The sequence below is a fragment of the Nocardia sp. NPDC058640 genome (genome assembly GCF_042716995.1).
GTDB lineage: Bacteria > Actinomycetota > Actinomycetes > Mycobacteriales > Mycobacteriaceae > Nocardia.
On the sequence record NZ_JBHXRG010000032.1, the window covers coordinates 8,727 to 34,353 of the forward strand.

18 protein-coding genes are annotated in these 25,627 nt (G+C 61.7%); 1 reads left to right on the forward strand and 17 read right to left on the reverse strand.

Going from position 1 to position 25,627, the window contains the following annotated elements:
- Positions 1-87: 87 nt before the first annotated feature.
- From ACFWU5_RS24665 to ACFWU5_RS24745, 17 genes are all read right to left on the reverse strand, one after another.
- Positions 88-1,029 (reverse strand): hypothetical protein, encoded by a 942-nt coding sequence (locus tag ACFWU5_RS24665; RefSeq protein ID WP_379247289.1) that lies wholly within the window; start codon positions 1,027-1,029, stop codon positions 88-90.
- 94 nt (positions 1,030-1,123) lie between these two features.
- Complete coding sequence (locus tag ACFWU5_RS24670; protein ID WP_379247287.1) at positions 1,124-1,519, reverse strand: hypothetical protein; 396 nt, start codon at positions 1,517-1,519, stop codon at positions 1,124-1,126.
- 41 nt (positions 1,520-1,560) lie between these two features.
- Positions 1,561-1,692 (reverse strand): hypothetical protein, encoded by a 132-nt coding sequence (locus tag ACFWU5_RS24675; protein ID WP_379247286.1) that lies wholly within the window; start codon positions 1,690-1,692, stop codon positions 1,561-1,563.
- A gap of 431 nt (positions 1,693-2,123) precedes the next feature.
- A complete protein-coding gene (locus ACFWU5_RS24680; protein WP_379247284.1) occupies positions 2,124-2,420 on the reverse strand; it encodes a hypothetical protein in 297 nt (98 codons plus the stop codon).
- On the reverse strand, positions 2,398-2,628 hold the full coding sequence (locus tag ACFWU5_RS24685; protein ID WP_379247282.1) for a hypothetical protein: 231 nt from the start codon (positions 2,626-2,628) through the stop codon (positions 2,398-2,400). The genes ACFWU5_RS24680 and ACFWU5_RS24685 overlap by 23 nt, the downstream gene beginning before the upstream one ends.
- Positions 2,629-2,662: 34 nt before the next feature.
- A complete protein-coding gene (locus ACFWU5_RS24690) occupies positions 2,663-3,370 on the reverse strand; it encodes a PE-PPE domain-containing protein (protein ID WP_379247280.1) in 708 nt (235 codons plus the stop codon).
- Between the two features lie 518 nt (positions 3,371-3,888).
- The gene (locus tag ACFWU5_RS24695; protein ID WP_379247278.1) at positions 3,889-4,671 is read right to left on the reverse strand and encodes an N-acetylmuramoyl-L-alanine amidase; all 783 of its coding nucleotides are present in this window, start codon (positions 4,669-4,671) and stop codon (positions 3,889-3,891) included.
- 630 nt (positions 4,672-5,301) lie between these two features.
- Positions 5,302-5,448: a hypothetical protein gene (locus tag ACFWU5_RS24700; RefSeq protein WP_379247276.1), complete on the reverse strand. Its 147-nt coding sequence runs from the start codon at positions 5,446-5,448 to the stop codon at positions 5,302-5,304.
- Positions 5,449-5,500: 52 nt separating this feature from the next.
- Positions 5,501-7,528 carry a hypothetical protein gene (locus ACFWU5_RS24705; protein WP_379269136.1) on the reverse strand — a complete coding sequence of 676 codons (2,028 nt, stop codon included), beginning with the start codon at positions 7,526-7,528 and terminating at the stop codon, positions 5,501-5,503.
- A gap of 324 nt (positions 7,529-7,852) precedes the next feature.
- Positions 7,853-8,098, reverse strand: coding sequence for a transposase (locus ACFWU5_RS24710; RefSeq protein ID WP_379269152.1), 246 nt, complete (start codon positions 8,096-8,098; stop codon positions 7,853-7,855).
- A 763-nt stretch (positions 8,099-8,861) separates the two neighbouring features.
- The gene (locus ACFWU5_RS24715; RefSeq protein WP_379247271.1) at positions 8,862-9,362 is read right to left on the reverse strand and encodes a DUF6301 family protein; all 501 of its coding nucleotides are present in this window, start codon (positions 9,360-9,362) and stop codon (positions 8,862-8,864) included.
- Positions 9,363-9,462: 100 nt separating this feature from the next.
- Positions 9,463-9,723 (reverse strand): hypothetical protein, encoded by a 261-nt coding sequence (locus ACFWU5_RS24720; RefSeq protein ID WP_379269138.1) that lies wholly within the window; start codon positions 9,721-9,723, stop codon positions 9,463-9,465.
- A gap of 406 nt (positions 9,724-10,129) precedes the next feature.
- Complete coding sequence (locus ACFWU5_RS24725; protein WP_379247267.1) at positions 10,130-11,752, reverse strand: fatty acyl-AMP ligase; 1,623 nt, start codon at positions 11,750-11,752, stop codon at positions 10,130-10,132.
- Positions 11,753-11,785: 33 nt separating this feature from the next.
- Positions 11,786-12,019, reverse strand: a complete 234-nt coding sequence (locus ACFWU5_RS24730) for an acyl carrier protein (protein WP_379247265.1) — start codon at positions 12,017-12,019, stop codon at positions 11,786-11,788.
- An 88-nt stretch (positions 12,020-12,107) separates the two neighbouring features.
- Positions 12,108-12,920 (reverse strand): BTAD domain-containing putative transcriptional regulator, encoded by an 813-nt coding sequence (locus ACFWU5_RS24735; protein WP_379269139.1) that lies wholly within the window; start codon positions 12,918-12,920, stop codon positions 12,108-12,110.
- A 633-nt stretch (positions 12,921-13,553) separates the two neighbouring features.
- The gene (locus ACFWU5_RS24740; protein WP_379247261.1) at positions 13,554-14,318 is read right to left on the reverse strand and encodes a helix-turn-helix domain-containing protein; all 765 of its coding nucleotides are present in this window, start codon (positions 14,316-14,318) and stop codon (positions 13,554-13,556) included.
- Positions 14,319-14,555: 237 nt separating this feature from the next.
- Positions 14,556-15,368 carry a hypothetical protein gene (locus ACFWU5_RS24745; RefSeq protein WP_379247259.1) on the reverse strand — a complete coding sequence of 271 codons (813 nt, stop codon included), beginning with the start codon at positions 15,366-15,368 and terminating at the stop codon, positions 14,556-14,558.
- A 253-nt stretch (positions 15,369-15,621) separates the two neighbouring features.
- Here ACFWU5_RS24745 and ACFWU5_RS24750 point away from each other — a divergent pair, with 253 nt between their 5' ends.
- Positions 15,622-25,575, forward strand: a complete 9,954-nt coding sequence (locus tag ACFWU5_RS24750; RefSeq protein ID WP_379269141.1) for an amino acid adenylation domain-containing protein — start codon at positions 15,622-15,624, stop codon at positions 25,573-25,575.
- The last annotated feature ends 52 nt before the right edge of the window (positions 25,576-25,627 follow it).

Here is a 25,627-nt window from a genome sequence, read left to right on the forward strand (position 1 = left end):
CCCTCTTCCCCACCGACTCTGTCCATGTCGGGGGCGCGTCCCGTCCCCTCAGACCCCCGCCCCGCCACCACGTTGTAGGGCCGTCGACTAGGAAACAGTGACGACGCAGTTGACCGAGGCCATCGCGGTGCCACCGGTGGGGGTGTACACCACACCGATGGTGGTGTTGCCCAAGGTGGCGTTCGCGGCCGCGGTAACGAAGCCGGCCGCCGACACGGTCACGTTGGTACCCGCCACCGGAGTGAAGGCACAGTTGGCGTTGGGCAGCACGCCACCGAACTGGTCGGTCACCACGATCGGTGCGGAGGTAGTGGAGCCGCGAGTCACGCTGATCGGCGCAGGCACCACCGAGGAGACGGCGTACTTGAAGCCGGTCGTGGACAGCATCTTCTGCCAGCCGGTGCCACCGAAGCCGTGGGCGACGGCGTAACCGAGGTGGTCGTCCTTGAACGCGGTCAGGGTCAGCTTCTCGCCCATCAGATTGGTGGGGGTCCACTGCTCGCCGCCCCACTTGGTGACGGCGACCTTCGGCATGATCTTGAAGATGTAGATCGGGTTGGCGTCGGAGCCGTCCTTGCCGATCACGACCGCGGAGTAGTAGTTGATCTGCGGGGTCGCGGGCTGCCAGAAGCCGACCTCGCCGTTGGCCGCGGCCTGGGTCGAGGCCAGGTTGGCATTGCTGGTCAGGGCCAGGTTCAGCAGGTTGGTCTGCTGCGGCTCGAACTCGATGGTGGTGATGTCGCTGGTGATGTCATCGCGCACCGGCTGCATCTCGCCGTAGGCCTCGATCGGCGAAGCCGTCACAGCGCGGGCGAAGTTGATGCCGGCCTTCTTGTCGATCAGGCCGACGGAGTGGTACGACGCGGGCAGCGGCAGCAGATTGCCGGTGGCGTCGGTCATGCTGCCGGGGGTCACCGGGGTCGAGTTCGGCCACGGGGCCAGGAACACCGCGGCGTCCAGCGGCTTGAGCAGCAGCTGACGCTGGGCGGCCTTCAGGGTGGTCAACGGGGTGGACGAGATGGGAGGCAAGACAATCTCCATTCATGTGCCCGGTGTACCGGGCTGGACAAGGAATAGGCACGCACGCGATCGGGACGATGCGGGAGTGCCGGTGATATGCCGTCTACTGACGGCGGGCGTCGATGGTGAAGGCGAGCTCGACCATCTGGTGCAGCGGGTCGAGGTCTGGGAACTCGCTCGTCCCGCGGCTGCGACGCAGATTCGGGGCGCTGAAGCGCGGTTCAGCAGCTGCGATTTCCTCTACGTAATCGACCAGCACGCCGTTGAAGCGTGCGGCCGGGGCGTTCAGAAAGGCATCGCGCACCTGAATCGCCATGGTCTGCGCCTGTTGCCTGCTGCTGTGAAAAACGACCGCCTGCACCTTCGCCTGGTAGGTGATCGCGTTGACATCGAGCGTGCCGCCCGTGGTGCGAACCCAGATCAGCGGCAACGCGAGCTGGCTCGCCTGCGCAGGCAAAAAGCTCACGGTCGGCGCGATCGGTGTGAGCAGCCCGATCATGAACTGCTCGAAATCCGGGAAAGCACCCGCATATGGACTTGTCATGCCGCGTCACCGTCATGTGCGTAGCTGACCTCAACCTGCACGCGTAGTTCGCCAAATGCCGACTCCGGCGGTTCAGGCGAAACGAGGTCGGCGTCGGTAGTGGTGATGGACATCGTCGAATCAGTCATAGGGACTCCAGTTGGGGAACAAGTAGTGCTGTGCCATAACCACATTCGCCAACCAGGACCGCGGGCGAACAGTGCCCCGGCATCAGCTTCAGAGGCCGAGCAAGGGCAGGACAACGGGCGCGAGCGCGATGGCCAGCTGAAGCAGCTCAATCAGGACAGGGAGCATGGAGTTCACCTCCTCTCAGTCATAGGCGAAAACTCCCCAAGTGAGGAAGCTGGTAGTCCCGCCCCCAGCGAGCGAGGGGCGACGCCGGGGGCGGGACCTACGACCCTTGGACACAGCGACGACATCTCAACCGCAGACCACCTGCGGGAAACGGGCGCATCTCAAGGGGCGCAGCATGCGGCAGACTCGAAACCCGCACCGTATCGAGTGTTCTCCGGGGGCCGACCGCATGCAGTTCGGGAACGCCTCACCGAGTCGGTGGGCGTCAGAGTTCTTCTTGAAGATTCGCGGGGATCTTGTATCGGGCCGACGGAGGTTCCTCGCCGGGGACATGTTGGCGTAAGAATGCGAGCAACTCGTCGATGTGACGCTGCAACTCTCGGATCAGGCGGATCGCGTCGCGGAAGCGCCGCTGATCATCGACTGCTTGGTTCTCCAGCGCGACGACCCGCTCCCGCAACTTGGCAACTTCACGGGCTTGCCAAGCCGTGATCGCGCCAATTACGGTCGCGACGGCAATGCCGACTGCCTGAACAAATTCAGGGCTGAGCCAACTCGACACCAACCTCACCCGCCGATCCGGCCAAAGGGATAACCGCCGGCCTGATCAACACACCCGCGATGACAGGTGTGGCCAGTCCGTACAGCGTGAGCAGCGTTTCGATCCACGCCACATCGACCTGACAGCCAAGGGCATAGCCGATCACGCCGGTGACAGCTACGAGAACCGATCGAACAAGTGCTGGCTCGGGGACTTTACCACTTCGCATATTCGATTCCTTTCTGCAATTTCAGAGATTCGAATTATTCAAACGCATTGATTACCGCGGCCAAGCGATAGCAATATCCGGCTTCGCGATACACGGCGTTATGCTGCCCGCCGCGAACATAACCATCGATCAAAGTCGCGGCCGTACTCCACTGCCGCCACTCCCGCAGCGGACCCCGCGACCACGCGTGCAGGGTCAACTGCCACCGATTCGCTCGGAACCGTTCGGCCAGCCCACTCGTCCAGCCACCCAACTCAGCGAAACTGAACGCCGAGACTCCATCGGCAAGCGCACGTAACGGCGAATCCGCTGGACAACAGGTGATCCCATCGGCCGCGTGCGCTACCTCCCAGGTACGAACATCGCTGGGCCACGGCCCGTGCTCGCCGTTGATCCCGAAACCGCCCGGGTCGCCGAGCAGCGAATCACCGCACCTGCGTAGCGGGTTCGCGATGTTGGCTGCCCACAGCACGTCGCACTCAGGAAATTCCCCTCGCGCCTTGGCTTCGAGAAACCGCGAGACAACGATGGCGCCGAGGCTGTAGCCGAGTAAACCAACCGGATACTTGGCCGCCCGCACCGCAGTCGCGAGAGCATCGACGCCAGCCGCGACTGAGAAGTCTTCCGAGCACCCATCGATCCTCTTTTGAGGATTCATCGGTCCGATACTGGCGGGATAGTCCACATCGGCACCGATTTCATAGCGCGACTGATCAAGATGCCGCGTGACCTGAGCCAACATATTGTTGCTCGATCCGTAAGGTTCGCCTGTGCCTCGACAGGTCAAGACTGTAATCAATGACAGGCCTTTCAGAAACTTGGGAGATGGCAGCCTCGTCCACACACACAATTTGGGTGCGGACGAGGCCGCCGGCGCCCCGTCGTCCAGCCAGCTACACCGCGCTATCGAGCTGCGGGAGACATGCCGGGCAGGGCGTGACTGAGAACGCTTTGGTTGGACGTGTCGAACCCACGCCCACGGTGCGGGTTCGACACGATTATCCGGCCAGTACTTCACCAACACTCCGACTGGGACTGTCAGGAGATATACCCGGATTGCGGAATGCGGCGAAGCTCGAAATTCGCGATAGAAACACTTGATCGGAGGTCTGCCGCAAAGAATAGCGAAGGCAGCGAAACCGCCCTCAGCCTAAAGACATTCAGTGCCGAAGTGGCATGTTGTGTCTGGATTTATCGTATCGCACTGCGTGTGACAGGTCGAGCGGAAGTGACCAACATATTCGAGTCACACGCACAGACTCACGGTTTGACAGCTGTGTGCTGCTGTTGTTCGATCCGGTCGAGTCGAACCAGGATCTCGGCGAGCGCATCGACTGCTGTACGGCCCCCAAGCTGCGCCCAACCCCCGTACTCACCAACGTCACGCTGACGCTCGCCGCACAGTTGCTCGCGAATATCTTTGACATCACTGCCAATCGGGCCGCAGAAGCCAGCGATGAAGTCTTGGATCTGCTTGATGTCAGTCATAGCCACTGGCGCGTCCTTCTGGTTGATGATGGCCTGGACATCGGCACGGAATTCGTCCATGTCAATGCCAGCAGGGTCGATTTTTCCTTCGCGGCTGTATTCGCGGTGCGCGACACAGTCATCAGCATCTCGGCCGATGTGTTTCAGGATCGCGGCACACCCGCGCTTATAAGCATCGATCTGCACATCGGTCCAGTCCGACCCGTCGCCCCGCGACACTGCTTCGATACCGATCGTGTGAAAGTTGGCGTTGTCAGTGGGCCATCCGTGCCAGCTGCCTCGGCCAGCATGCCAGCACACGCCCGCGGCGATGACTCGGAAGCTGCCATCGCGTTCTAGGACCAGTTGTGCCAGCGGACCTTCCAAATCCGGTCGGCCGTATTGCACAATTCGCCAGTCATTGGTACCGCCGCCGGCGGTGTGGTGACAGAGAACGCCGAGAATCTCGCCGAAATCGCCGTGTCCGCGGTCTCGCCAACCATCATGCTCAATGACCGTGAGACCAGCGTCGCGCAGGATATCGGCCAACCAAAGGGGGTCGCCGCTGAGAGACATAGTTGTCCTTCCACGGCCATTAATTGGCCGTCGCAAGAGGATTGATGATGAGAATGCGCCGGTTCTCCAGCGACTGCGGCTAGGCCCGAATGAGCGCCGATTCGTTTGTCTAGCGCGTTGTTCATACCACCGCTGCACTAATACTATCGGGACCGGTGTGACAGTCCAGCCAAAGTGACCAACAGGCGCCGTCGCGTTACCAGCGAAGGCCTGTCATTGAATTCTCGCACCGGCAGTTGCTTCTACTTCGTCACGATTCAGGCCCGGCAGAGCCAGGCCCGGTAGGGCTTGTGTAACCCCAGGCTGGCCATCACGTGGGCCGATACGATCCGGGCCCAGCTGGTGTAGCCGACGAATCCCGACGGCTGTCGCGAGGACGGTGTCGCGAGGAACATGCCCATCGGCTAGCACAGCCCGGACCGATCACGAGGGTGTGAGAACTTCATCGTTACCCACCGTGCGCCGGCGGCTTCGGCGGAGCACCATGCTTCGGCTCGTCGGTCTTACGCGACCGAATCGGCTTCTTCGGTGTCCGAGCCGTGGCCGTGTACCCCCTGGGATGATCGTCAGCCCTGGGCGGATTCGCCTGTTGCAGTGTGGGTTTGGATGCAGACGACCGGCGCGAAGGACTCATGCGGGGCTCTTTCTTATCTTGCGCCGCAACCTTTTCAGCTTCTGATCCGGTACATCGCCGAGCCCGTCCAAAGAGGCCGGATGGATCTCGATGTTGAAGCCAGCCAACGGATCCGGATCACCCTGCGGTTTCGAATCACTCATCGTTTCCAACCTTTCCGATCTCTTGTGAATTTCCGCTGTCTACCTCTGCTGGCTACACGCCAACCGGGCTGAACCGCGCATCCTGCACGGCCTGCAACATCCGGATCTGCGCGAACGCCGCGTCGACATCAGCGACCCGCACATCAAATGTGCGCGGACCAGGCCCGTTATCCGTACGAGGCAACGCACCGTCGTGCAGGAACGGCGGCCGATACGCGTACCCGATCTTGCGTTCCTCAGCCTGGGCGGCACGCAACACCGACCGATCGATCACAGCCATCACCTCGATGCCGGACCCCCTACGCGGCGCGGGCCGGCCTTGCCCACCCACCAAACCACCGTCAGCCAACCGCTCAGAAGCCCAAGCCACCATCGCATCACCGACACTCCTCAACCCGAACGACTTGTTGACCGGGAATCCGATATTGATCTCGAGCCGCTGGAAAATCTCACCAATCGCCTTCACAATCCCCGCGACCGTCGACCGCACCGCACCAACCGCACCACCAACAACCCCACCCATCCCATTGAACCCAGCCATCACCGCATCAAAAGCCAAACGATACGGCGTAACATAAACCTTGAACGCCGTCATAAAGAACTCAGCCACCGGCGTCAAAACATTCTTCAACACCCAATCAAACGCAGCCCGAACCTCGTCCCAATGCTCAACAATCAACTGAACAATCGGCACAGCCGCAGAAATAGCCGCAGCTACCGTCCCCACCGGCGAAAACAACATCGCAATATTCAGCAACTCCTGCGCAAAAGCCCAGTCATCCGAGACTTTATCGATAATCGCCTGCGCCCCCGCTGAATCAATAACATCGGTCACAAACCCCGACGCCGCCGCGACAGCACCTCCAACCATTACCGCCAAATCATTCAGACCATTCTGAACGTAGCTAGTAAATGAAGTCGCCATTCGCGAAAACTCGGCGATAGTCGCCTTCAATCCGGACAAGACACCGTCATCAGTGGATGTCCGGACTGAACCACTCAAGTTCATGCCGCTATATGCCTCTAAACCTGGCGACGCTGATTCACCACTGGCATTCCCAGCACTTGCGACTGACACACCTGCGGCAACCACAGCAGCGGCCCCAACGACGCCGGCCGCTCGACCTCGTGGCGCACGACTAGTTTTGCCAGGCCAGGCGATCTGCTCCCGCTTTACCTGCGCCCGCATAGCATCGCGAGTTGCCTTGTCGGGCCTGGGGTCGCCGCCAGTCATCGGCTCAAGCGGACCAATTCCCGCTTCTCCAATATCGAAGCGATAGCCGGTGACGGTAAGTCGATCGGGACCTCGCTGCGGTAACCCCCTCTTGATTTTCAAGCCCCGTTGAACCCGAGCCTGAACCACCGAGTAAGTAATATCGGCACTACCAGACTGTAGCTGGTCCAGAATATGCAGTTCGTCGCTCAAATGCCCAAAGGTCATCTTGTGCAGCGTCAACTGATACCGTAGCTCTTCATCCACCCGCAATAGGTCACGAAGATACATCCGCGACCCTTGACGAACAATGTGCCACTTACCATGCTCGTCTTTGACCAGGCGCGTCCCCAGCTTCGGCCATTTCGACTCACCCCCCTTCGCTTCGACTACAACCAACTTCCCATTCACGATCGCGACGATATCGAGAGTGTCCCCACCTCGTCGCCCAGTCACCAGTATGCCATCTCCTGGTTTGTTCCCAGCATCGCGAATCTGTTGCTCTAGATCACGCTCGGCAACTTTGAGTCCGATGTCCTCAGTTAATTGATTCGGCGCGGCTCGAATCCTCCTTGTATGCTCAAAGAGCTTTTGGAACCGACTAACTCGCGCCTGATTCGAATCGCCACCAGCAAGTTCGTCATCTAACTCCGCCTGCGCTGCTAGATCATCAAAGTGTTCCTCGCGATCTTGCCGATGCCTCGGAATTTTCGATACATCGACACCATACCGCGAGACCTCGTTTTCATATTTCACATTCCTAACAGCTCGTCGGAACAGCGAGATCTTTCGGCGGCGTATAAGTGGATCCACCTCCAGCCGAGTAGCATCGTCAACCGAAATCGTCGACGGGTCCACTGGGGTCACAGAAAATTCATTTACTGACATTTAACACCTACATAATTAGCGGAGCGTGATTATTGTCCTGCAAATCGGTTCATGCAAATAGACACGCGCCTCGTCCACGCCAATGGGACCGACTAGGACCGGTTAGCATTTGGCGAACATTCGTGCCATCGGATAAGTCACCGAGGCAGCGGCGAATACTCACGAGTCGGCGGCTGTCAGAGCTAAGAGTTTCTACATTTCAGTGAACGAGAGAACATTCCGTAATGCTGCGAGCACCCATAAATCTTCAAAGCCCTTGATTGCGCCCAGAGGGGTACGCATAACTGTCAATTCCCACATGATTTAGATGGAACTGGTCAGGTTATGCGGGCAGTCAAGGACGGCCCACAACCAGTTGGATGAGGGCGTCGATATTCCGGGTGCTCTGTTTCGCCGCGGTCGACATGTAACTGCGTAACGCGGCGAAATGTTGCGCACCGTCATCGACCGTAGGCACCCCGACACCTTCTGCCGGAGTTTGACCATCCGGATATCATGTTCGGCTCCATTGTTATCCGCCGGGACCAGCGGATTCGTAGTGAACCGCAGGTAGTCATCATGGCGGCCTCATAACCGGCGAGCCAGGCGCGTTATGTTTGCGAGCGAGTTGGTCGCCACGACCGGAGATTGCCGCGCCCCTCGAGCACTGCTGCGAACCGGAACCGACCGACGCGCTCGGCGAGATCGCCCGCGTCGATCTCGGCACCGGCAGCGGGCGGCCCAGGTGAGCACACCGACAGTTGGTGTCGACCCGGAACCCGGTCTCCTCGAACCCGCCACGGGGACTGCGGCGATCTGGTCTGCCACACGGGCGAGGAATCCGTCGAGGTCTTCGACGGCGCGGCGGCTGATCGCTGAGATCGTGGCCTGCGACATCGCGAGCCCGAACTTTCGGCAGGGTGTGGCAGCACGCTGTTTCGACAGGAACTGCCCGGAGTACAGAAACACCGCGGCTGCGGTGGGTGCCGGGCCGTATTGCACCGACACCGCGACCCCCGGCTGGGTGTCCGCGCCGCACGGGCAGCGGGTGGGCGCGGAGTCGCTGTTCGGTGGCGCTGGCTTTGATCTCCGGCAGGTCCACGACCTGTCGGCGAGTGGTGCCGGACTATACACAACAGCACCCAGGCATACCATCGCGTTTGCGCAACACGGTCAGCGACGAATAACCCGATCCATCCGAATATACGGGCGATTACAATCAGGATGCCCTACGTGAATATTAAGCAACGACTAACAATCCGTCCCCCACCGATTCCCAGGCGAATCTTCCGACGCTCTATATTTTTACAACTCCATGTAGAATTTTTCCATACTACTCTGCATCAAGATCCTGGACTTCCATCCAGTATCGAGGGTTTAGGATCTCTAGTAGGATATATGTTCCACGCTGCAGCAGACTAATGACGCAGTCATGGTCGATCCAGCGAATCCGCTTGGGCTCCAGGTCGACGATAGTAGGCTCGCCGAATTCTATAGTCAGCTCTGCCACCATCGAGTTCATACACTCCGAAAGAGACGCTGCGACTGTCTTATTCTTAACACGAGAAATGTCGGTGACATACACAGTTATCCGCTCTAGCGATTCGTCGCGCCCACTAGGACCTCTGATATATTGCCTATTGCAGAAGACATTGGCTTTTTTAATATTGACCCGCAGGTTCGTTACCAAGAACGAAGCGCCATCGGCTCCCTGATCGGGGTACACCCAACTATTCTCTGCACAAAACCGCTCGAGGTCGCGCTGCGCCCAAGTCCATTCGAAAGAGCGCGCTATCTTCGCGACACGAACTGCACCTTCGATATCCCCCTGCATATTTTATCCTTTCATCGTCAAAGCATTAACACGGAGTCCTGCGGGGTCACTTAACCCGAAGTGATGGCAAAGCACTATAATCGCCCTGTCCACCATCAATTCATGTTACGTTTACATAGAGTTGCATGACGCTGTGCGGAGAAGAGCCCTTTCTTGAAACCAGTCCTTTCGAAGACAGTACGAACCCGGCCGACGGGTCCACCGTCAACATCGATTTGAGTATCACCCGATCAGGCACTTCATGATCGACCTGTAATTGTGCAACGCGACAGAAGGCATCAGAATTCTCGTTGGTCCACTGCCAGTCGAAATCCGCTGCCAGTTGGCCAATTCGAAGTGCCCCGTCGATGTCTGCGTGCATGCTCGGATACTACTGCCTGAGTGAAGTGATCGTTGGCCAGGTGTTGCGGGTCATGATGTTACTGACTCTGGCGAAGGGGTGAGCTGAAGCGGACGGGCCTCTGGAGTACAGGAACACCACCGACACTGCGCAGCCGAGGGAGCGCAAATCAGCCTGCGGGAAACGTGGTTCAGCGGCAGGATGAAGAGGCTGACTGCAGCGACACCCCGAAATCCCTCGCGGCCAACACAATTCAACTAACAGCAGCCAACTCGGCCACGATCAGTCAGATTCGGGCGGCCTCGTTGTTGTCGGCCCAGTCGAGCACACATCTGGTTGTATAACGGCATTTTCACGCCGCCGCTGCACTAATACTATCGACTGCGGTGTGACAGTCCAGGGAGGATGTCCAACAGCCAGCTTCGCGCTACGAGCGTGGGCCCGCCAGGAGGTCCCTGACTCGACCACGCTGCAGCTTGCCCGACGTTGTCTTCGGCACTGAACCAGCCGGGGCGACCAGAATACGTGCGGGTGCCACGCCAAGGGTTCGCAGAACCGCGGTGGCGATCGCGCGACGGAGTTGTTCCGCATCGTGGTCACTTACAGCAGTGGTCGTTTCGGCCATGACCGCGAAACGTTCGTTCGCAGTTCCGGCGTTGAGCGACACAGCAGCCACGTTTCCGCGGCGAACGCCCTCGACAGTTTCGACGGCGCGTTCGATGTCGGTGGGAAAGATGTTTCGTCCGGAGACGATGATGACGTCTTTGCGGCGGCCGCAGATCACTACTTCGCCGTGCTCAGTGAGGTAGCCGAGGTCGCCGGTGGACAACCAGCCCTGCGCGTCCTGGGCGTGCACTAGACCGTCGATCGTTATGTACTGTGCGGCAACGGATTCCCCGCGGATCTGGAACTCGCCCAGTTGTCTACAGTCGAGTTCGATGGCAGCCACGGTGCCAACGACGCGGACTTCGGTTCCGTCGACTGGCCCGCTGAGCAGCGCAAGACGCCGCCCGCTGGGATCGGGTACGGCGACAGCGTTGCGTTCGAGCGTGTCAGGATCGACTGTCTCAGAGGTGAGGCCAACGTGCCGCGGTGGCGCCGAGATGGTCAGGGTCGCTTCGGCCATGCCATACGCGCCGACGAGGGCCGTGTCGGGCCAGCCAAATCGGTCGGCTTCGGCTTGGAAACAGTCCATCGCCACACAATCCACGGGCTCGGCGCCGTTGACCGCGTAGCGCATGGACGAGAGGTCGTAGGCGGAGTCTTCCACCCGCGATAGTCGTTGGCCGAGCAGGGAATAGGCGAAGTTCGGTGCGGCGGTGAAGGTTCCGCGATGGCGGCTGATGAGCTCGGCCCACAACAACGGGCGAACAAGAAAGTCGGTGGGAGTGACGCTGATCAGGTCCATCCCCGTCATCATCGGCAGTGCCAGGAACGCGACCATTCCCATGTCGTGGTAGAGCGGCAGCCAGGAGACAGCTACCTGGTCGGGCTGGTCGAGGTCGAATCGCGCGACCATGGCCTTGATATTCGCGTGCAGGTTTTGGTGGGTGATAACTATCGCTTTAGGGGTGCCAGTCGACCCTGAAGAGAGCTGGAGCAACGCGGGGGCGGCGTCGTCGGGGTCCAACGGGTCAACCGCGGTGCCACTCGAGAGATCGCCGACACGCAGGACGCGAACGCCGTCGAACGGATCCTGATTGGAGTCGTCGACGACAACGCATTGGGCATCCAGCATCGACAACGTTGCCCCGGTCTGCTCTGCCCACTGCGCCTCGTTCGCGCGACTAGTCGGCGGTTGCAGCATGGTGAAGGCGGCTCGTCGCATCCACACCGCTTGAATCAGGGGTGCCACGTCGACGGGCGAGCTGACCAGGATTGCCACGCGCGACCCCGGACCCACACCTTCGAGAGCGAGGGCACCGGCAATAGCGCACGCCCGGTGCCGGATCTCGGCCCACGACCTACGCGTGGGCGAATTCGGTTCGCCCGTAACCATTCCCGTGTCGGTCGAGGCAGAATGGGCAAGAGCTTCGGTGAACCTACTCACGGTCTTGGGTGTAGTCCTCTATCGAGCTCGGCGTCAGCGAAGCGTGGTTTGCGCGAACTCGATCAGGCTGCCCAAGGTTTCGCACGCGCGTACCTGCTCATCAGGTAGTCGCGTACCAAGTCTCGCCTCGAATGCGGACTGCACGATGCGGTAGGCCAGTGAATCGAATCCCAGGTCCGCTACCAGATGCGAGTCTCGCGTGAACTGGTCGCGCGGGATTCGAAGGTCTTCGACAAGGACAAGGATCATCTGTTCTTCGATCTGCACGTCAATGGTTCTATCATGAGTCGGTTAAGCCAGACTGAAACATTATTAACCGTGATGACAATGTATTCATGCGCACTGGCGCATGGGCCTACATGGGCAGTACGCTCTCGAATTCCACCTGCGACCCTGCTACCGCATCCATAAATACTTCGGTTGTCGTGGCGCTGGGTGGTACCTCAAATTTTTCCCACAGCCGGGACCTGCAGAGTTCGTACCAGTATTTGACCTGGTCCAGCTCACGTCTGCGCGCATGGGTAACCATCATCGCGACGAAGGCACGCTCATCGGTGGGATCGAGCTCGAGCATCCTGCGGCCGTAATACATGACATCGGCTGCGTCATGGAGGCGGCAGGCGTCGCCGAGTAGGACCTCGAGAGCGTGCATTGCTTTGGAGCGCAACCACTCCCGATGTTCCTCCGCCCATGCTTCCGACCGACCTGGGATGAAATCGCCCTGGTAGGTGGACATCGCGTGGCGAAACATTGCCAGCGCGTCGTCGCGTGATCCCCGCCACGCCGCATCGCTTCCCTTGCGCCAAGTGCGTTCGAACTCTGAGGAATCGACCCTGACATCGCCGTCGTTGCGCAGAACGTACCCCCGAGCGCCGCCTTCAATAAGAAAGACCGTCCGATTCGCACCGAAATCGCGCGTGAGGTACTTGCGCAACGTATGGACCGCGACTTTTACCGATGAGGGACCAACCGATTTTCCGACGCTCAGCCACAACATTTCCTCGAGTTGAGTTTTCGAAATGTGTTTTCCTTCATTAGTCAAGAGGAGCGCTAAAAGTGAGGCAGACTGCGTCGATGTCCACGAAATTCCATGACCACTCGGCATTCGGAACTGATATTTCCCCAAGAGTTCGACAGATACTGCGTCCGAAACTGAAGCCGCGTGCATGGATTGGTCCCTTTTTCGTCAGAAATCGCACGACGACTGACTGTAGTGGCGTGCGGGCGGAGAGCCGCCGGGCCAATGGTAGCTACCAACCAGCACACCAGCGGTGTCACCGGTCACGCTGAGCGCCGCCACGAACGATGACACGCAGTACATCGGCCATTCGACTCGTGCACAACGTGACCATCCTTACGGCGGCGACGCGTGCAGAGGGGACGAGAACACCCCACGCAGGCGCGCGCACCGATCGGTTTGGCGGCGCCGGCCGCGATCACGTCGCGCAGTTCCTCGATCGTCGCGGCATCGCCGCGACAGACGACTCCGGCCATAATCACGCCGTCCGCTACGGCACCCTGATCTTCATTCCCGTGCGACGCCCCGGCATGCAGTGCCGCGCGCGCACAGGCCAGGAGTGTTTGGCGCGGGCATAGGTCATTACAGACCATCCGCGCGGCGACTGCGTCGGGATATTGGTACCACTGCCGGAGTTCTCCGACTTGGATAAATCCCGGTCGGCCTACGCAGGGTGGGGCCGTGGGCGCGAAGATTTCTGATGTATTCAATTGCGTACTCCAGTGAGAAGTCGAGCGCACTCAGCCCTACATGAGGTACTGAGCCAAGCAACGAGAATGGCGATTATGCGGCAGTGGTCACCGGAGGCTGCGGGAACGCGAGCGCGAGATGAACCATGTCGGGTCGCTCGGTCACCGGCCGGAACTGCATCACGACCTTCATCGGTCCCGAGGCCGTCCGAACATAGATCGGAGACTCAGCGGTGCGGTCGTAGGCCACACCTCGCTCGCGCCACAACCGATCGAAGTCTGCGTCGTCACCGAGCTCGGAGATCAAGACCCTGCCCCACTCGGGGTTGTCGAAATGCGCCATCAGACCGCGCATGAGAGCGGCGACCTGCGCCGCTTCGTCTTCCCAGTCGACCACGGTGCGACGGCCGGCATCGCTGAACAGCCAGCGCGCGACGTTACCTACGGTGCCGATGCCAGGGAAAAGCTCCTCGTAGCGCGGGGTCGACCCAAGGATGTCCCATCGCTCGTTCAAAAACGCTGCCGCGATGCCGCTCAGCTCCCGAAGTTGTTCCTGCTCGGCGGCGGTCAGGGACGCGGCGACTTCGCTCTTCGACCACGGCTTGGGGATGTGCATGCGGTTGAGGTCGCTGAGGTAGCGCCACTGAGTAGCTCCCGTCAGGGCGAGTCCGCTCGCGAGCGATCGCAGCGTCTGCTCGCTCGTATTCTTCTTTTCGCCGCTTTCAAGCTTGCGAATTAGGCTCACGCTGACATTGGCTCGCAAATCGAGCGCTGGGGCGGTCAGGCCTGCACGCTCCCGCGCCCAGGTCAGATGGTTGGCCAGCGTGGGCGCGTACAGTCCGATATCTTTTTTCGACATTCGATCTCCCAGGTGAGACAAGTTGAATGGGTTCTGATTTGATACGCCCGGAAGGGGCTCTGCGCCCGCGCCAATCACTTCCACGCCACAGATGCTCACAAGTGCTGGTGACAACCAATTTTCGCCAGCATGGCAAGTCGCAGGTAGACCTTGGTTATCTTAGCCACCCGAAACTTTCCAAGCAATTACCAAAATGTTGTATGCGGCAGCGGAATCATGGCCCGAGTCGAGCGCCGACTAGACCCCGAGAAGAGTCAGTACGTCGCGGAGGCGATAGCGCGCGGGTCCCGGCGACGGGGCTGAGATCGGTTCGAGTTTGCCCCGAGCCACCCACTGCCGCAACGTGGCAGGCTTCACCGTGGCACCGACGAAGCGAGGAAGTAGCTCAACGATCTCAGGGATCGAAGCTACGACCTCCGCCACTGTCGTCGCCAACGTCGACCGGCCGTTGTCGTACGGACGAGATCGACCACAGCGCGCGCAAATGACTGTTGACGTGCGGATATCGATGGCAAGAGGCTCACCGCACGGACAGGTGCCGACGCGGCGCTGGTCGCCTGGACTGTCGATGGCCGCCGTCGCCGCCAAGATCGCCTCGACCGCCAGAGTTAGCATTTCCGTGGGGATTTCGGGACAGTCGGGTACCGCGAGCAGTCGCCCACGTATGTAGATGGCCTGGGCAGCTGGCCCACGAGGGGCGAGGTCTGCAGACGCAGTTTCGACCGCAGACGCACATTGGTTCAAGATGTCGCAAAGATCGCGGGTCGCGTCCGACGCCAACACATTGAAAGGCAATGAGTTTTCGTTGGCGCCTGCCCGGATACGAACTCCGTAGCGCGCGCCGAAAGAATCTGACCGCGACAGCGTTGTGTCGAGTTCGGTGAGCAGCGCGGGAACCGAGTCGAGGCCGCGAACAGCGGCGGCAACGAGCTCCTGACGGAGTATGGGTGCGGGATCGCTTTCGTCCCCTGAAGGACGACTATGCGGCGACGTGGATGCCGCCGGAGTCTCGGTGAGAATTCTTCCCGACAAACCTGCGGGATGATGCATGTTCAAGTGGGTCCTTATTGACGCAGACCGGAGATCTTAGGTGGAGCCGTGCTCCCCGTGAAGTAAATATCTTCATCAAACCGTAAAGCAAGCGCCGAGCTGCCCACAAAGAGTGGCAGTTTTCGACTTGACAGCACCACAAACTAGTGATAACTGGCCATTAACCACCGGCTAACCCAGTGATGACTGGCTGTCGCTAGCGTGCGGCTGATCGGCCACCCTGCCGGTCTCCACGCATCTAGGAGCACGGCCGGTGTCTACCCCCAATCAGGCTGCATACGCGGCAGAGCCCATCGCCATTATCGGAACGGGTTGTCGCTACGGAGGTGGCGTGAACACCATCGACGCGATGTGGCGTTTCATGGTCGACGGTGCCGATGCCACCGTCGCGCTACCAACCAATCGAGGTTGGGATATCGCTCGGCTGATCGGCGACGCACGCCGACGGGGCACGGTCGCTACCGAGTTCGGCAGCTTCCTGGCCGATGCTGATGCCTTTGACGCCGACTTCTTCGGCATCAGTCCGCGCGAAGCGCTCGCGATGGACCCCCAGCAACGCCTGCTGCTGGAGACGTCATGGGAAGCGATCGAGGGGGCCGGAGTCTCCGCGGACGCGCTGGTGGGATCTGACACCGGCGTCTACTTCGGGGTCATTCAGCAGGAATACGGTCCGCGCCTGGCCGATCTCGAACTCTGTCGCGGCTATCTCGACACCGGCACGACTGCCAGTGTCGCGAGTGGTCGGGTCGCCTACGCACTCGGGCTGCGCGGACCTGCTCTCAGCATTGACACGGCCTGCTCCTCCTCGCTGGTCGCGATTCATACAGCCGCCCAAGCGCTGCGCGCGGGCGAGTGCAACTTGGCTCTAGCCGGAGGCGCGACCGTGCACGCCTCCCCCAGCATCATGGTCGGGTTCTCGCTGATGCGCGTGCTTGCCGATGACGGCCGCACTCGCCCGTTCTCCGCGGGTGCGGCCGGGTTCGGGCTCGGCGAGGGCGCCGGTGTTGTTCTCATGGCGCGACTGTCGGACGCGATCCGCGATCGCCGCCCTGTCCTCGCTGTCCTGCGCGGCAGTGCCGTTGTCTCCGACGGGGCGTCGGCAACGCTGACGATGCCCAGCCAGGCTGCACAGGAAACCGCCATCGCCCGCGCCCTGCGCGGCGCCGGGCTGACCGCCGCCGACATCGATGCTGTGGAAGCGCACGGCACCGGAACTGTGACCGGCGACCCGATCGAGATCGCCGCACTCGCGCGGGCATACGGAGTCCACCGCGAGCCCGGACACCCGCTGTTGATCGGGTCACTGAAGGGCAACTTCGGCCATACCCAGGCCGCGTCCGGGGTCGCTGGGGTGATCAAGATGGTCGAGTCCATCCGTCGCGGCATGCTCCCACCGACGGCACATTTCCGCCAGGGCAGCGCGATCACGCATCCAGACAGTCTGCGGGTCCTCGACACCGTCACCCCATGGCCAAGTGGTGCGAACCCGCGCAGGGGCGGTGTGTCGGCCAACGGGATCTCTGGGGTGAACTGCCATCTCATCCTCGAGCAGGCGCCCTCCGCACTCCCTTCACCTGGGATCGGTCGTCCGGTGCCGATCGTCGTCACCGGCAAAACCGATGCCGCAATGCGCGCGAACGCGGCCCGTCTGGCGGCCCACTTGCGTGCCAAGCCTGATGTGGCGCCGACGGACGTCGCGCACACGATGACGTTCGGCCGCTCGCAATTCCAGCATCGAGCTGTCGTGGTCGGCCGCGACACTGTTCAACTCGCCCAACGCCTCGATCTCATCGCCGACGACGTACTCGGCCAACAGGCCACGATGCCCAGGACATCCGGCGCCGTCCTTGTCTTTCCCGGCCAGGGATCGCAGTGGGCGTCCATGGCGCAAGAGCTGCTCGCAACCTCGCCGATCTTCTACGATGCGGTCAAGGAGTGCTCGAACGCTTTCGCTGAATTCCTTGACTGGTCGGTGCTGGACGTTCTACGTGAACAGCCGGACGCGGCAGACCTCGACCGGGTCGAGGTCACCCAACCGGTGCTGTTCACGGTCATGGTCGGGCTGGCTCGGGTGTGGGAGTCACTGGGCGTCACGCCGAGTGCGGTGATCGGACATTCCCAGGGCGAAGTCGCCGCAGCGCATATCGCGGGAATTCTCGATCTACGCGACGCCACAATGACGATCGCGCGCCGCGGTGCGGTGATGTCGGCGATCACCGGCCGCGGTGCGATGGTCTCGCTGCCTTTGTCACTCACTGCGGCGACAGCTTTGGTGACACCCTATGGCTTGGGCATCGCGTGCGTGAATGGGCCAGAGTCCACCGTTGTCTCAGGGTCAAGCGCCGCTATCGAGGCCTTGCTGGCCGAATGCGCGGACAAACACATCGACGCACGGGTTGTGCCGGTGCCGATGCCGTCGCATTCAACACACGTCGACGAACTCATTGACCCGATCCGCGCTGCACTCGCCTCGCTCTCACCGCGCGACTCGACTATCACCTATTTCTCGCCTGTGACCGGAAATGCTGTCGCCGGCAGTGACCTGGTCGCCGATTACTGGTTCGCCAACGCGCGGCAGACGGTGCGCTTCGACCTCGCGGTCGCCGCCGCGTACCGCGCCGGACATCGCGTGTTCATAGAAGTGAGCCCCCACCCCGTCCTGGCCGCAGGGATCAACGAGATCATCAACGCCGACGCCGACGCCGAGCCAGTGCTCGCCATCGGCACGCTCAAACGCGATCACGGCGGCATCGACAAAATGCTCCTCAGCGCCGCCGAGCTCTACCGCGCAGGCGTGGACATCGACTGGGCCGACTACCTGACCCACTGCGGTGGCTCGGCTGTCATACTTCCGACGTATCCCTTTGATCGCAAACGCTTTTGGATGATGCCCGATGACGGTGTCGCCAGGCTCAATGTCCGCTCCTGGGACGGTAGCTCTCGGCATGTACCGGCAGCCGAGTACACCGTCGTGGAGCGGCCGTCGGATCACACGACCCTGAACCAGGTGCGTTCGGTGGTCGCGCAGATTCTGGGTTATACCCCGGCGGCGACACTCGATGTCGACCGTTCCTTCAAGTCCCTCGGTGTCGATTCCCTAGCGGCAGTCAATATCCGGACGCGGCTGCGCGCCGCACTCGGTGTCGAGGTGCGCGTTCGCGACATGAGCGAGTACCCCACGCCCACTGCGCTGGCGACCTACCTCGATTCGGCGAATGCCAACCCGGTACACCACGTCGGAAAGGCAAATGCGGCGCCGACGCCACAGGACTGGCCGCTGATGCCCTACCAAACAGACCTGGTGGCTGCCGGTGCGCTGCTTCCTGACCGTCCGGTTGTGCAGTCGTTGCAGCACCTACGCATCATCGGCGCGACCGACGTCGATCGCCTCGCGTCGGGAATCCGCGACCTCTATCGCCGCCACGACGCGCTCCGAATCGAACTCACCGACACCGTCGCACCGAGGCAACGCTTGCGGACGGTTCCTGAACACATCGAGTTCGTCGACTTCACCGACCACCCACATCCTCGAGCGGCATTCGCAGCCTGGATCGGCGACCTCGCCGAAGCTGCGTTGCCAGCCGATGGACCGCTCACCGAATTCGCCATCGCGCGGGACCGTAGCGACTCACTCGTCGTGGTGCTCCGGTTCCACCATGCGGCACTCGACGGATGGTCAGTTTCCCTAGTGGTTAGCGAGTTGATCGGCGGCTACTTCGGCACCACGCACGGACTCACACCCACAACAAGCTATCTGGCAGCCATCGATGACTGGCAGGCCTACCGTGAATCTGCCGCCTATCACAGCGATCTCGAAGCTTTGACCACTCGGTTCGCTGCCCTCTCCCCCGCGCTGTTCACGCGCAAGACCCTGGCGCCCCGGTCTGCGATCGGTCGACACAATCTGCGTTTGAGCGCGAATGACGTGGCACCGACGCTGCGGGCCGGGTCACTCGTCGCACGCGTTGTCACCGCGATCGGGGTCTACCTCAACCGCGTGCATCCGGTCGGCGACAGCATCGTGGGTGTCACCCTGCTCAACCGTGACTCCGCCGCAACGCTGACAACGGTTGGCGAATTCGCCAATATTCTGCCCGTTCACATCGCACTTGCCTCATTCGCGACGGTCGGCGACCTCGTTGACGATGTCGCTCACCAATTACACGATCTGCAAGATCGACAACGGCTTCCCTATGGAGACCTCGCTCGCGCAGTGCGGACCGCCTCGCCCGAGACGACAGCGCTGTTCGATGTGCGACTGACCTATAACAAATTCCCCACCGACCAGCACTTCGCGGCCATCCGTGACGACGTCACCACGGTGACCGCAGGCTACGCGATGGACGCGGTAAACATCATCGTCAACGAGTACGCATACGACGGCACCGTCGACGTCGACGTATTTTACGCCGGCGACGTTTTCGACACCCACCTGTCGATCACAGACGCCGTCGGCGCGGTCCTGTCCACCATCGCCACCACTATCAGCACTCCCCACGCTCCTGTCACCGTACTGGGCGCACCGAACCGCCGGGATACCCATGCGCTCAACATGTTCGAACAAGGAACGGTAGTCGGACTCGCCCCCAACGACACTCTCGCAAGCCTGACCGATCAGGCAGTGCGTACCTATTCCGAACGCACCGCGCTTCGCACGATGTCGGCCGCGGGAGAACCTGAGCAGTGCAGTTACGCCGAGTTCGGGCGTCGAGTACACAACCTCGCCGCCACTCTGCAGGAAAAAGGTGTAGCAGCAGGAGAATTCGTTGTGGTCGTGCTGCGTCGAACTGCGGAGCTCGTCGTCGCCGTCCACGCGGTACAGGCCGCGGGCTGTGCCTACGTGCCGATCTCACCCGACTATCCCGTCGCACGAATCAAGCAATTGATCACTGACAGCGGTGCACGATTCGTCATCACCGACGCTGCCCTCGTCACCGACGTGAATGAAATAGCTGAGGTGGTCTCACCCTCGCCCACCCGAGACCGGGCGCATCTCCCATCAGTTGCGGTCGAACCCGACGACCTCGCCTACATGATCTACACCTCGGGAACGACCGGACGCCCCAAAGGCGTCATGGTCGAACACCGAGCCGCCGTCAACCGGCTGCAGTGGATGCAACGCCGATACCAGCTGACCCGCGATGATGTTGTCTTGCACAAGACTCCATTCACCTTTGACGTGTCGGTATGGGAGCTGATATGGCCGCTGCACGCCGGAGCGCAAATGTCTATTCTGCCCGACAACGCCCACACTGACCCGCGCAAAATTGTCGACACCATTGCTCGCGACGGGGTCACCGTCCTCCATTTCGTGCCATCGATGTTCGATGCCTTCCTCGATGAAGTAGCACGTCACCGAACCCCCATACTGCGTTCGCTACGCCTGATCGTGTGCAGCGGCGAGGCGCTGCAAGCTGCCTCAGTCCGCAGATTCGGTGAGCTGTTCAGCCAGTTAGGGCTAGGAAAGACACTGCTCGCTAACCTGTACGGACCTACCGAGGCCACCGTCGACGTGTCCTCCTTCGAGGTCACCGCTGACATGGCGACATCGATCGACGTCGTTCCGATCGGCACGCCGATCGACAACATCGAACTCCTCGTCCTGGATCGGACCGGACGACGAGCCCCGCTCGGCGCACCGGGAGAGCTCAACATCGTCGGCGTCGGTCTGGCGCGCGGCTACCACGAGCGCCCCATCGAATCCGCTGCTGCCTTCGTTGACGACGACACCGTTGCCGGCGGCCGCCGATACCGGACCGGCGACTGGGTTCGCTGGCGCGCTGACGGAAATCTCGAGTATCTCGGCCGGTTCGACGACCAAGTCAAGATTCGTGGCAATCGCATCGCCCTGGGTGAGGTCCGCGCCGTACTCGCCGCAGCGCCAGACGTGAGCGCTGCGGCCGTGTTCAACGAACCGAATGCCAACGGGGACAACGGCCTGGTCGGCTACTACCGAGGCTCAGCAAATACTGCTGCGGTCGAACAGTTCTTGCGCGACCGTCTTCCCGCGTTCGCTATCCCGGTTCTGGTGCCCGTGACGTCTATCCCCGTCACCCACAACGGCAAAGCTGACCGTGCAGCACTATCGCGGCTCCGACGCGACCTGCCTCCGCTGCGTCAAATGACCGCGCCCACCACCGAGACCGAGGTCCTGCTGGCCGACGCCTGGCACGAGGTGATGGGTGCGCGACCTTCCGACCTCGACACTGACTTCTTCGGTGCCGGCGGAGATTCACTTCAGATCTTGCGACTGCGCGCCGCGATCGAAAGCCGTCACTTGTCCATCGATCTCGAGCAACTCGCTGATCAACCAACGATTCGGCACTGGGCCCGTCTCGTCGAACACCAGACTGTCACCGCTCCGGCAGCTGCGTTGCCGACGCGACTTGGCCTCGTTCCGATCACTGATCGCGCGATCCTCGCCCACTCCGAGGACGCGTTCCCAGCATCGTCGATGCAACTGGGAATGCTGTATCACGCTCTGCAAGAACGCCATTCGAGCAAGTACAAGGACGTCTTCCGCTACCAGCTGACGATGCCATGGAAGCCGGAAGCCTTCGCCGAGGCCACCGAAAGCATCACTGCGCGCCATCCGGCGCTGCGATCGAGTTTTGATCTGGTCAGCTATAGCCAGCCCGTGCAGATCGTGCGTCGACAAGTCCCGACGCCGTTAGTGATTGTCGATGAGCTCGTCGACGATCACGCCGAGACAATGCGGACCTACCCCTACGACATCACCGCAGCTCCGCTGTGGCGACTCCGTGTATGCCCCGGCGCTGGCGACGCCGTATCCATCACGTTCAGCTTCCACCACGCGATCCTCGATGGGTGGAGCGCGGCCACCGTGATCTCCGAGCTCCTCCAGACCTACCTGTACGAAATCGGCCAAGTCCCCGCGCCTTCCGACCTGACACCCTCTCCCACGACACCCCTCTCGGAATTCGTTCGCGCTCAGCAGGACTGCATCGCCGACGGCGCGGCGCAACGGTATTGGCGCTCGTACCTCACCGGCGCCGTCCCGTCGAGGCTCGAGTCGGCGCTGGCGCATGAGCCCGTTCGGGCTACCGGGACAACCACCACGACAGCGACCTTGCCGCGCTGGTTCGCCGACGGCCTGTTCGCAGTCACCGCGCAACGCGGCATTCCAGCGAAGAGCGTGCTGCTGACCGCGCACTGCTGGGCCATGGGTCACCTCACGGGCACCGACGAACTGGTCACCGGCATGGTGACCCACGCGCGCCCGGCCATGCCGGGGATCGAGTCCGTCGCGGGAATGTTCCTCAACACCGTTCCCGTCCGGTTCACGCGGTCGGTGACCACGTGGGACCAGGCAGTCCACCAGGTTCGCACTGCGGAGGCCACCGCTCGGCCACATCGGCGATACCCGCTGCAGGCGATCCTCGATCAGCACGGCGACCTATTCGACACTGCCTTCAACTACGTCAACTACCGGCAAGTCAGCGAACTACTTGACACTGACGCGATCACGTTGGACGCGTTCACTGCCTACGAGGAGACCAGCTTCGCGCTGATGGTGACCGCCGCGGTCCACCCCGCCAGTCACCAACTTCAGCTCAATCTCGGCGCGGCGCCTAATGGGGTGACCGAGCGGCAACGCCACGACTACGTCCGCGCCTTCACTCACGCATTAGGGACCATTCTGCGGGAACCAGGTTGCGCACCAACCAATTTCGCGACTACCAACGTGATGGAGCGTTTCGACCATGCGTGCGCGCTCTTCCCTGACGCCGTCGCATTGGCTGATGACCACGGGAACTGGACGTATGCGGACCTGGCCGCACACGTTGACCAAGCGCGCCTACAGCTACACCGACGCGGTGTGCAGCGCGGGCACCGCATCGCACTGAGGATGAGTCGTTCCCGGGAACAGATCGCGGTCTTGCTAGCCACACTTCGAGCGGGCGCGGCCGCAGTCCCGATCGACCCCGATTCCCCGCAGTCGCGGAGCACGGCGATGCTCGCCATCGCCGGACCCGAGTTCATCATCGACGACCACGACGGCCACGCCCTCATCACACCAACGACGGACCACCACGACTCATCACTTCCACCGGCACTGTCGCCCAGCGACCTGGCCTACGTTCTGTTCACCTCCGGGTCAACGGGCGAGCCCAAGGGCGTAGCGATGCACCACCACGGACTGGCGAATCTTGAATCAACCCAACGCAATTCCACTGGCGTTGGCCGCTGCACAGCGCAACTCGCGCCGCTGACGTTCGACGTGTCGTTCCAGGAGATCTTCTCCACCTTGTGCAGTGGCGCGACATTACGACTCATGTCGACCCAGCAGCGCACCGACCCTCGCCAGCTACTGCGGGTATTGACGAGCGAACAGGTCGACCGCGTTTTCCTGCCCTTTGTGGCGCTGCAGTCCCTGGCTGCCGCCGCCAAGGCTACCCAGACCTACCCCGTTGGCCTGATGACGATCGTGTCCTCAGGCGAACAGCTCAGGATCACCGACGAAATCCGCGAGTTATGCGCCGCCAACCCCGCGGTCACTCTCGACAACCAGTACGGCCCGACGGAAACCCATGTCGCACTGAGCAATCTGCTCCACGGATGTGCTGCGGAGTACCCCACACAACCGGCTATCGGCCAGCCGATCGCCGGACTGGATGTCCACATTCTCGACGATCAGCTCAGGCCCGTGCACGCGAACGCTACCGGCGAGATCTATCTGACCGGACTAGGTGTCGCACGGGGATACCTCAACCGGCCCGGCCTGACCGCGCAGCGGTTTCTCGCCGCCCCGCGCGGCACCGTGATGTATCGCACCGGTGACCTCGCGGTTCGTTCGCCCGAGGGGGACGTCCGTATGGTCGGCCGTGTCGATGGCCAAGTCAAGATTCGCGGGTTCCGCGTCGAGACCGCCGAGGTAGAAGCAGCACTGGCAGTCAGCGCGCCCACCGCTACACATCACGCTGTCGTGACGCGAGCCGTCCCTGACGGGCAGACCATCCTCGAAGCCTTTCTGGCCGGCACCGTAGCCGGGACCGACCTCGTCAGCATTCAGGCCTCGCTTCGCGCACAGTTGCCGCACTACATGGTCCCCGCTCGAATCCATGTCATCGACGCTTTGCCACGCACCGCAAGCGGTAAACGCGACGACCGGCGGCTGCGTGAACTGGCCGCCGCCGACATTGCTCCCGCCGAAGCGCCCACCCAGCCCGACAGTCTGACCAAGCGGGTTGCCGAAGCGTTCACCGCCGCGGTGGGCGTGGGCGAGTTCGGGCCCGACACCGACTTCTTCGCCGGCGGCGGCAATTCCATTGCAGCACTGCATATCGCGCTCTCCGTTCAACGCCAGTTCGGCGTGGAGATCGGGCTCGACCAATTCCTGGTCGCACCGACTCCGGCGCACATCGCCGCCTTGATCAGCGCCAAACACAGTGGTGTGCAACCTGATTCGGTCAGCGCGACGTTGTTACGCGAGGGTACCGGCCATCCTCTGTTCCTGGTCCACCCCATCGGCGGAAGCATCATGCCCTACGTTGCCCTGGCACAACGACTGCCCGGCGAGCGTCCCGTCTATGGCCTCCAAGCGCCTGGTTTCACTCCAGACAGCCAACCACTCGACACTGTCGAAGCACTCGCTGAAAACTATGTGCGCGCCATCCGCTCCGTGCAGCCGTCCGGACCCTATCTGCTTGGCGGCTGGTCGTTCGGTGGATACATCGTCTACGAGATGGCACGCCAGCTGGGTGCGCCCGAGGTCAGCCAGCTGATCATGATCGACACGATCGTCGCCGATGCCACCGCGGACCTGCCGGTCACCGAGCCCGAACTCATCCGCTGGTTCTTCATGGACCTCATGTGGGGAGCCAACCCCACCACCAGCGACTTCCTCAACAGCGAAGATCTCTCCGCGACCACCGATCCCGACGCACTGTTCACGGCGATCGTCGCTGAGGCCACCACCGCGGGACTGCTCCCCGACCGCGACGCCGAACGCATCGTTCAGCGCATGTATGCGGTGTTCCGCGCCCATGTGCTCGCCGCGGCCCGCTACACCATCCAACCGACCCCGATCCCGATAGTCCTGGTCAAAGCCACCGATCCACTCCCGGCGACCTCGCGGCCGTGCACCGAACACTGGGTAGCCACTCCGACAGCCCTACCAACGGTTGGCGCGCCTTCACTCCATCCGTCCACACAATCGAAGTCCCCGGCAACCACCTCACCGTGATGACCGATCCTCATCTGGACCACCTCGCCGCCGAACTACACGCCGCACTGAC

Excerpts from the sequence above, each read along its gene's own strand:
- ACFWU5_RS24670 (WP_379247287.1), bottom strand. The coding sequence starts at position 1,519 with ATGATCGGGCTGCTCACACCGATCGCGCCGACCGTGAGCTTTTTGCCT.
- ACFWU5_RS24675 (WP_379247286.1), bottom strand. The coding sequence starts at position 1,692 with ATGACTGATTCGACGATGTCCATCACCACTACCGACGCCGACCTCGTT.
- ACFWU5_RS24685 (WP_379247282.1), bottom strand. The coding sequence starts at position 2,628 with ATGCGAAGTGGTAAAGTCCCCGAGCCAGCACTTGTTCGATCGGTTCTC.
- ACFWU5_RS24690 (WP_379247280.1), bottom strand. The coding sequence starts at position 3,370 with ATGTTGGCTCAGGTCACGCGGCATCTTGATCAGTCGCGCTATGAAATC.
- ACFWU5_RS24695 (WP_379247278.1), bottom strand. The coding sequence starts at position 4,671 with ATGTCTCTCAGCGGCGACCCCCTTTGGTTGGCCGATATCCTGCGCGAC.
- ACFWU5_RS24700 (WP_379247276.1), bottom strand. The coding sequence starts at position 5,448 with ATGAGTGATTCGAAACCGCAGGGTGATCCGGATCCGTTGGCTGGCTTC.
- ACFWU5_RS24715 (WP_379247271.1), bottom strand. The coding sequence starts at position 9,362 with ATGCAGGGGGATATCGAAGGTGCAGTTCGTGTCGCGAAGATAGCGCGC.
- ACFWU5_RS24720 (WP_379269138.1), bottom strand. The coding sequence starts at position 9,723 with ATGCACGCAGACATCGACGGGGCACTTCGAATTGGCCAACTGGCAGCG.
- ACFWU5_RS24735 (WP_379269139.1), bottom strand. The coding sequence starts at position 12,920 with ATGCACGCGGCTTCAGTTTCGGACGCAGTATCTGTCGAACTCTTGGGG.
- ACFWU5_RS24740 (WP_379247261.1), bottom strand. The coding sequence starts at position 14,318 with ATGTCGAAAAAAGATATCGGACTGTACGCGCCCACGCTGGCCAACCAT.
- ACFWU5_RS24745 (WP_379247259.1), bottom strand. The coding sequence starts at position 15,368 with ATGCATCATCCCGCAGGTTTGTCGGGAAGAATTCTCACCGAGACTCCG.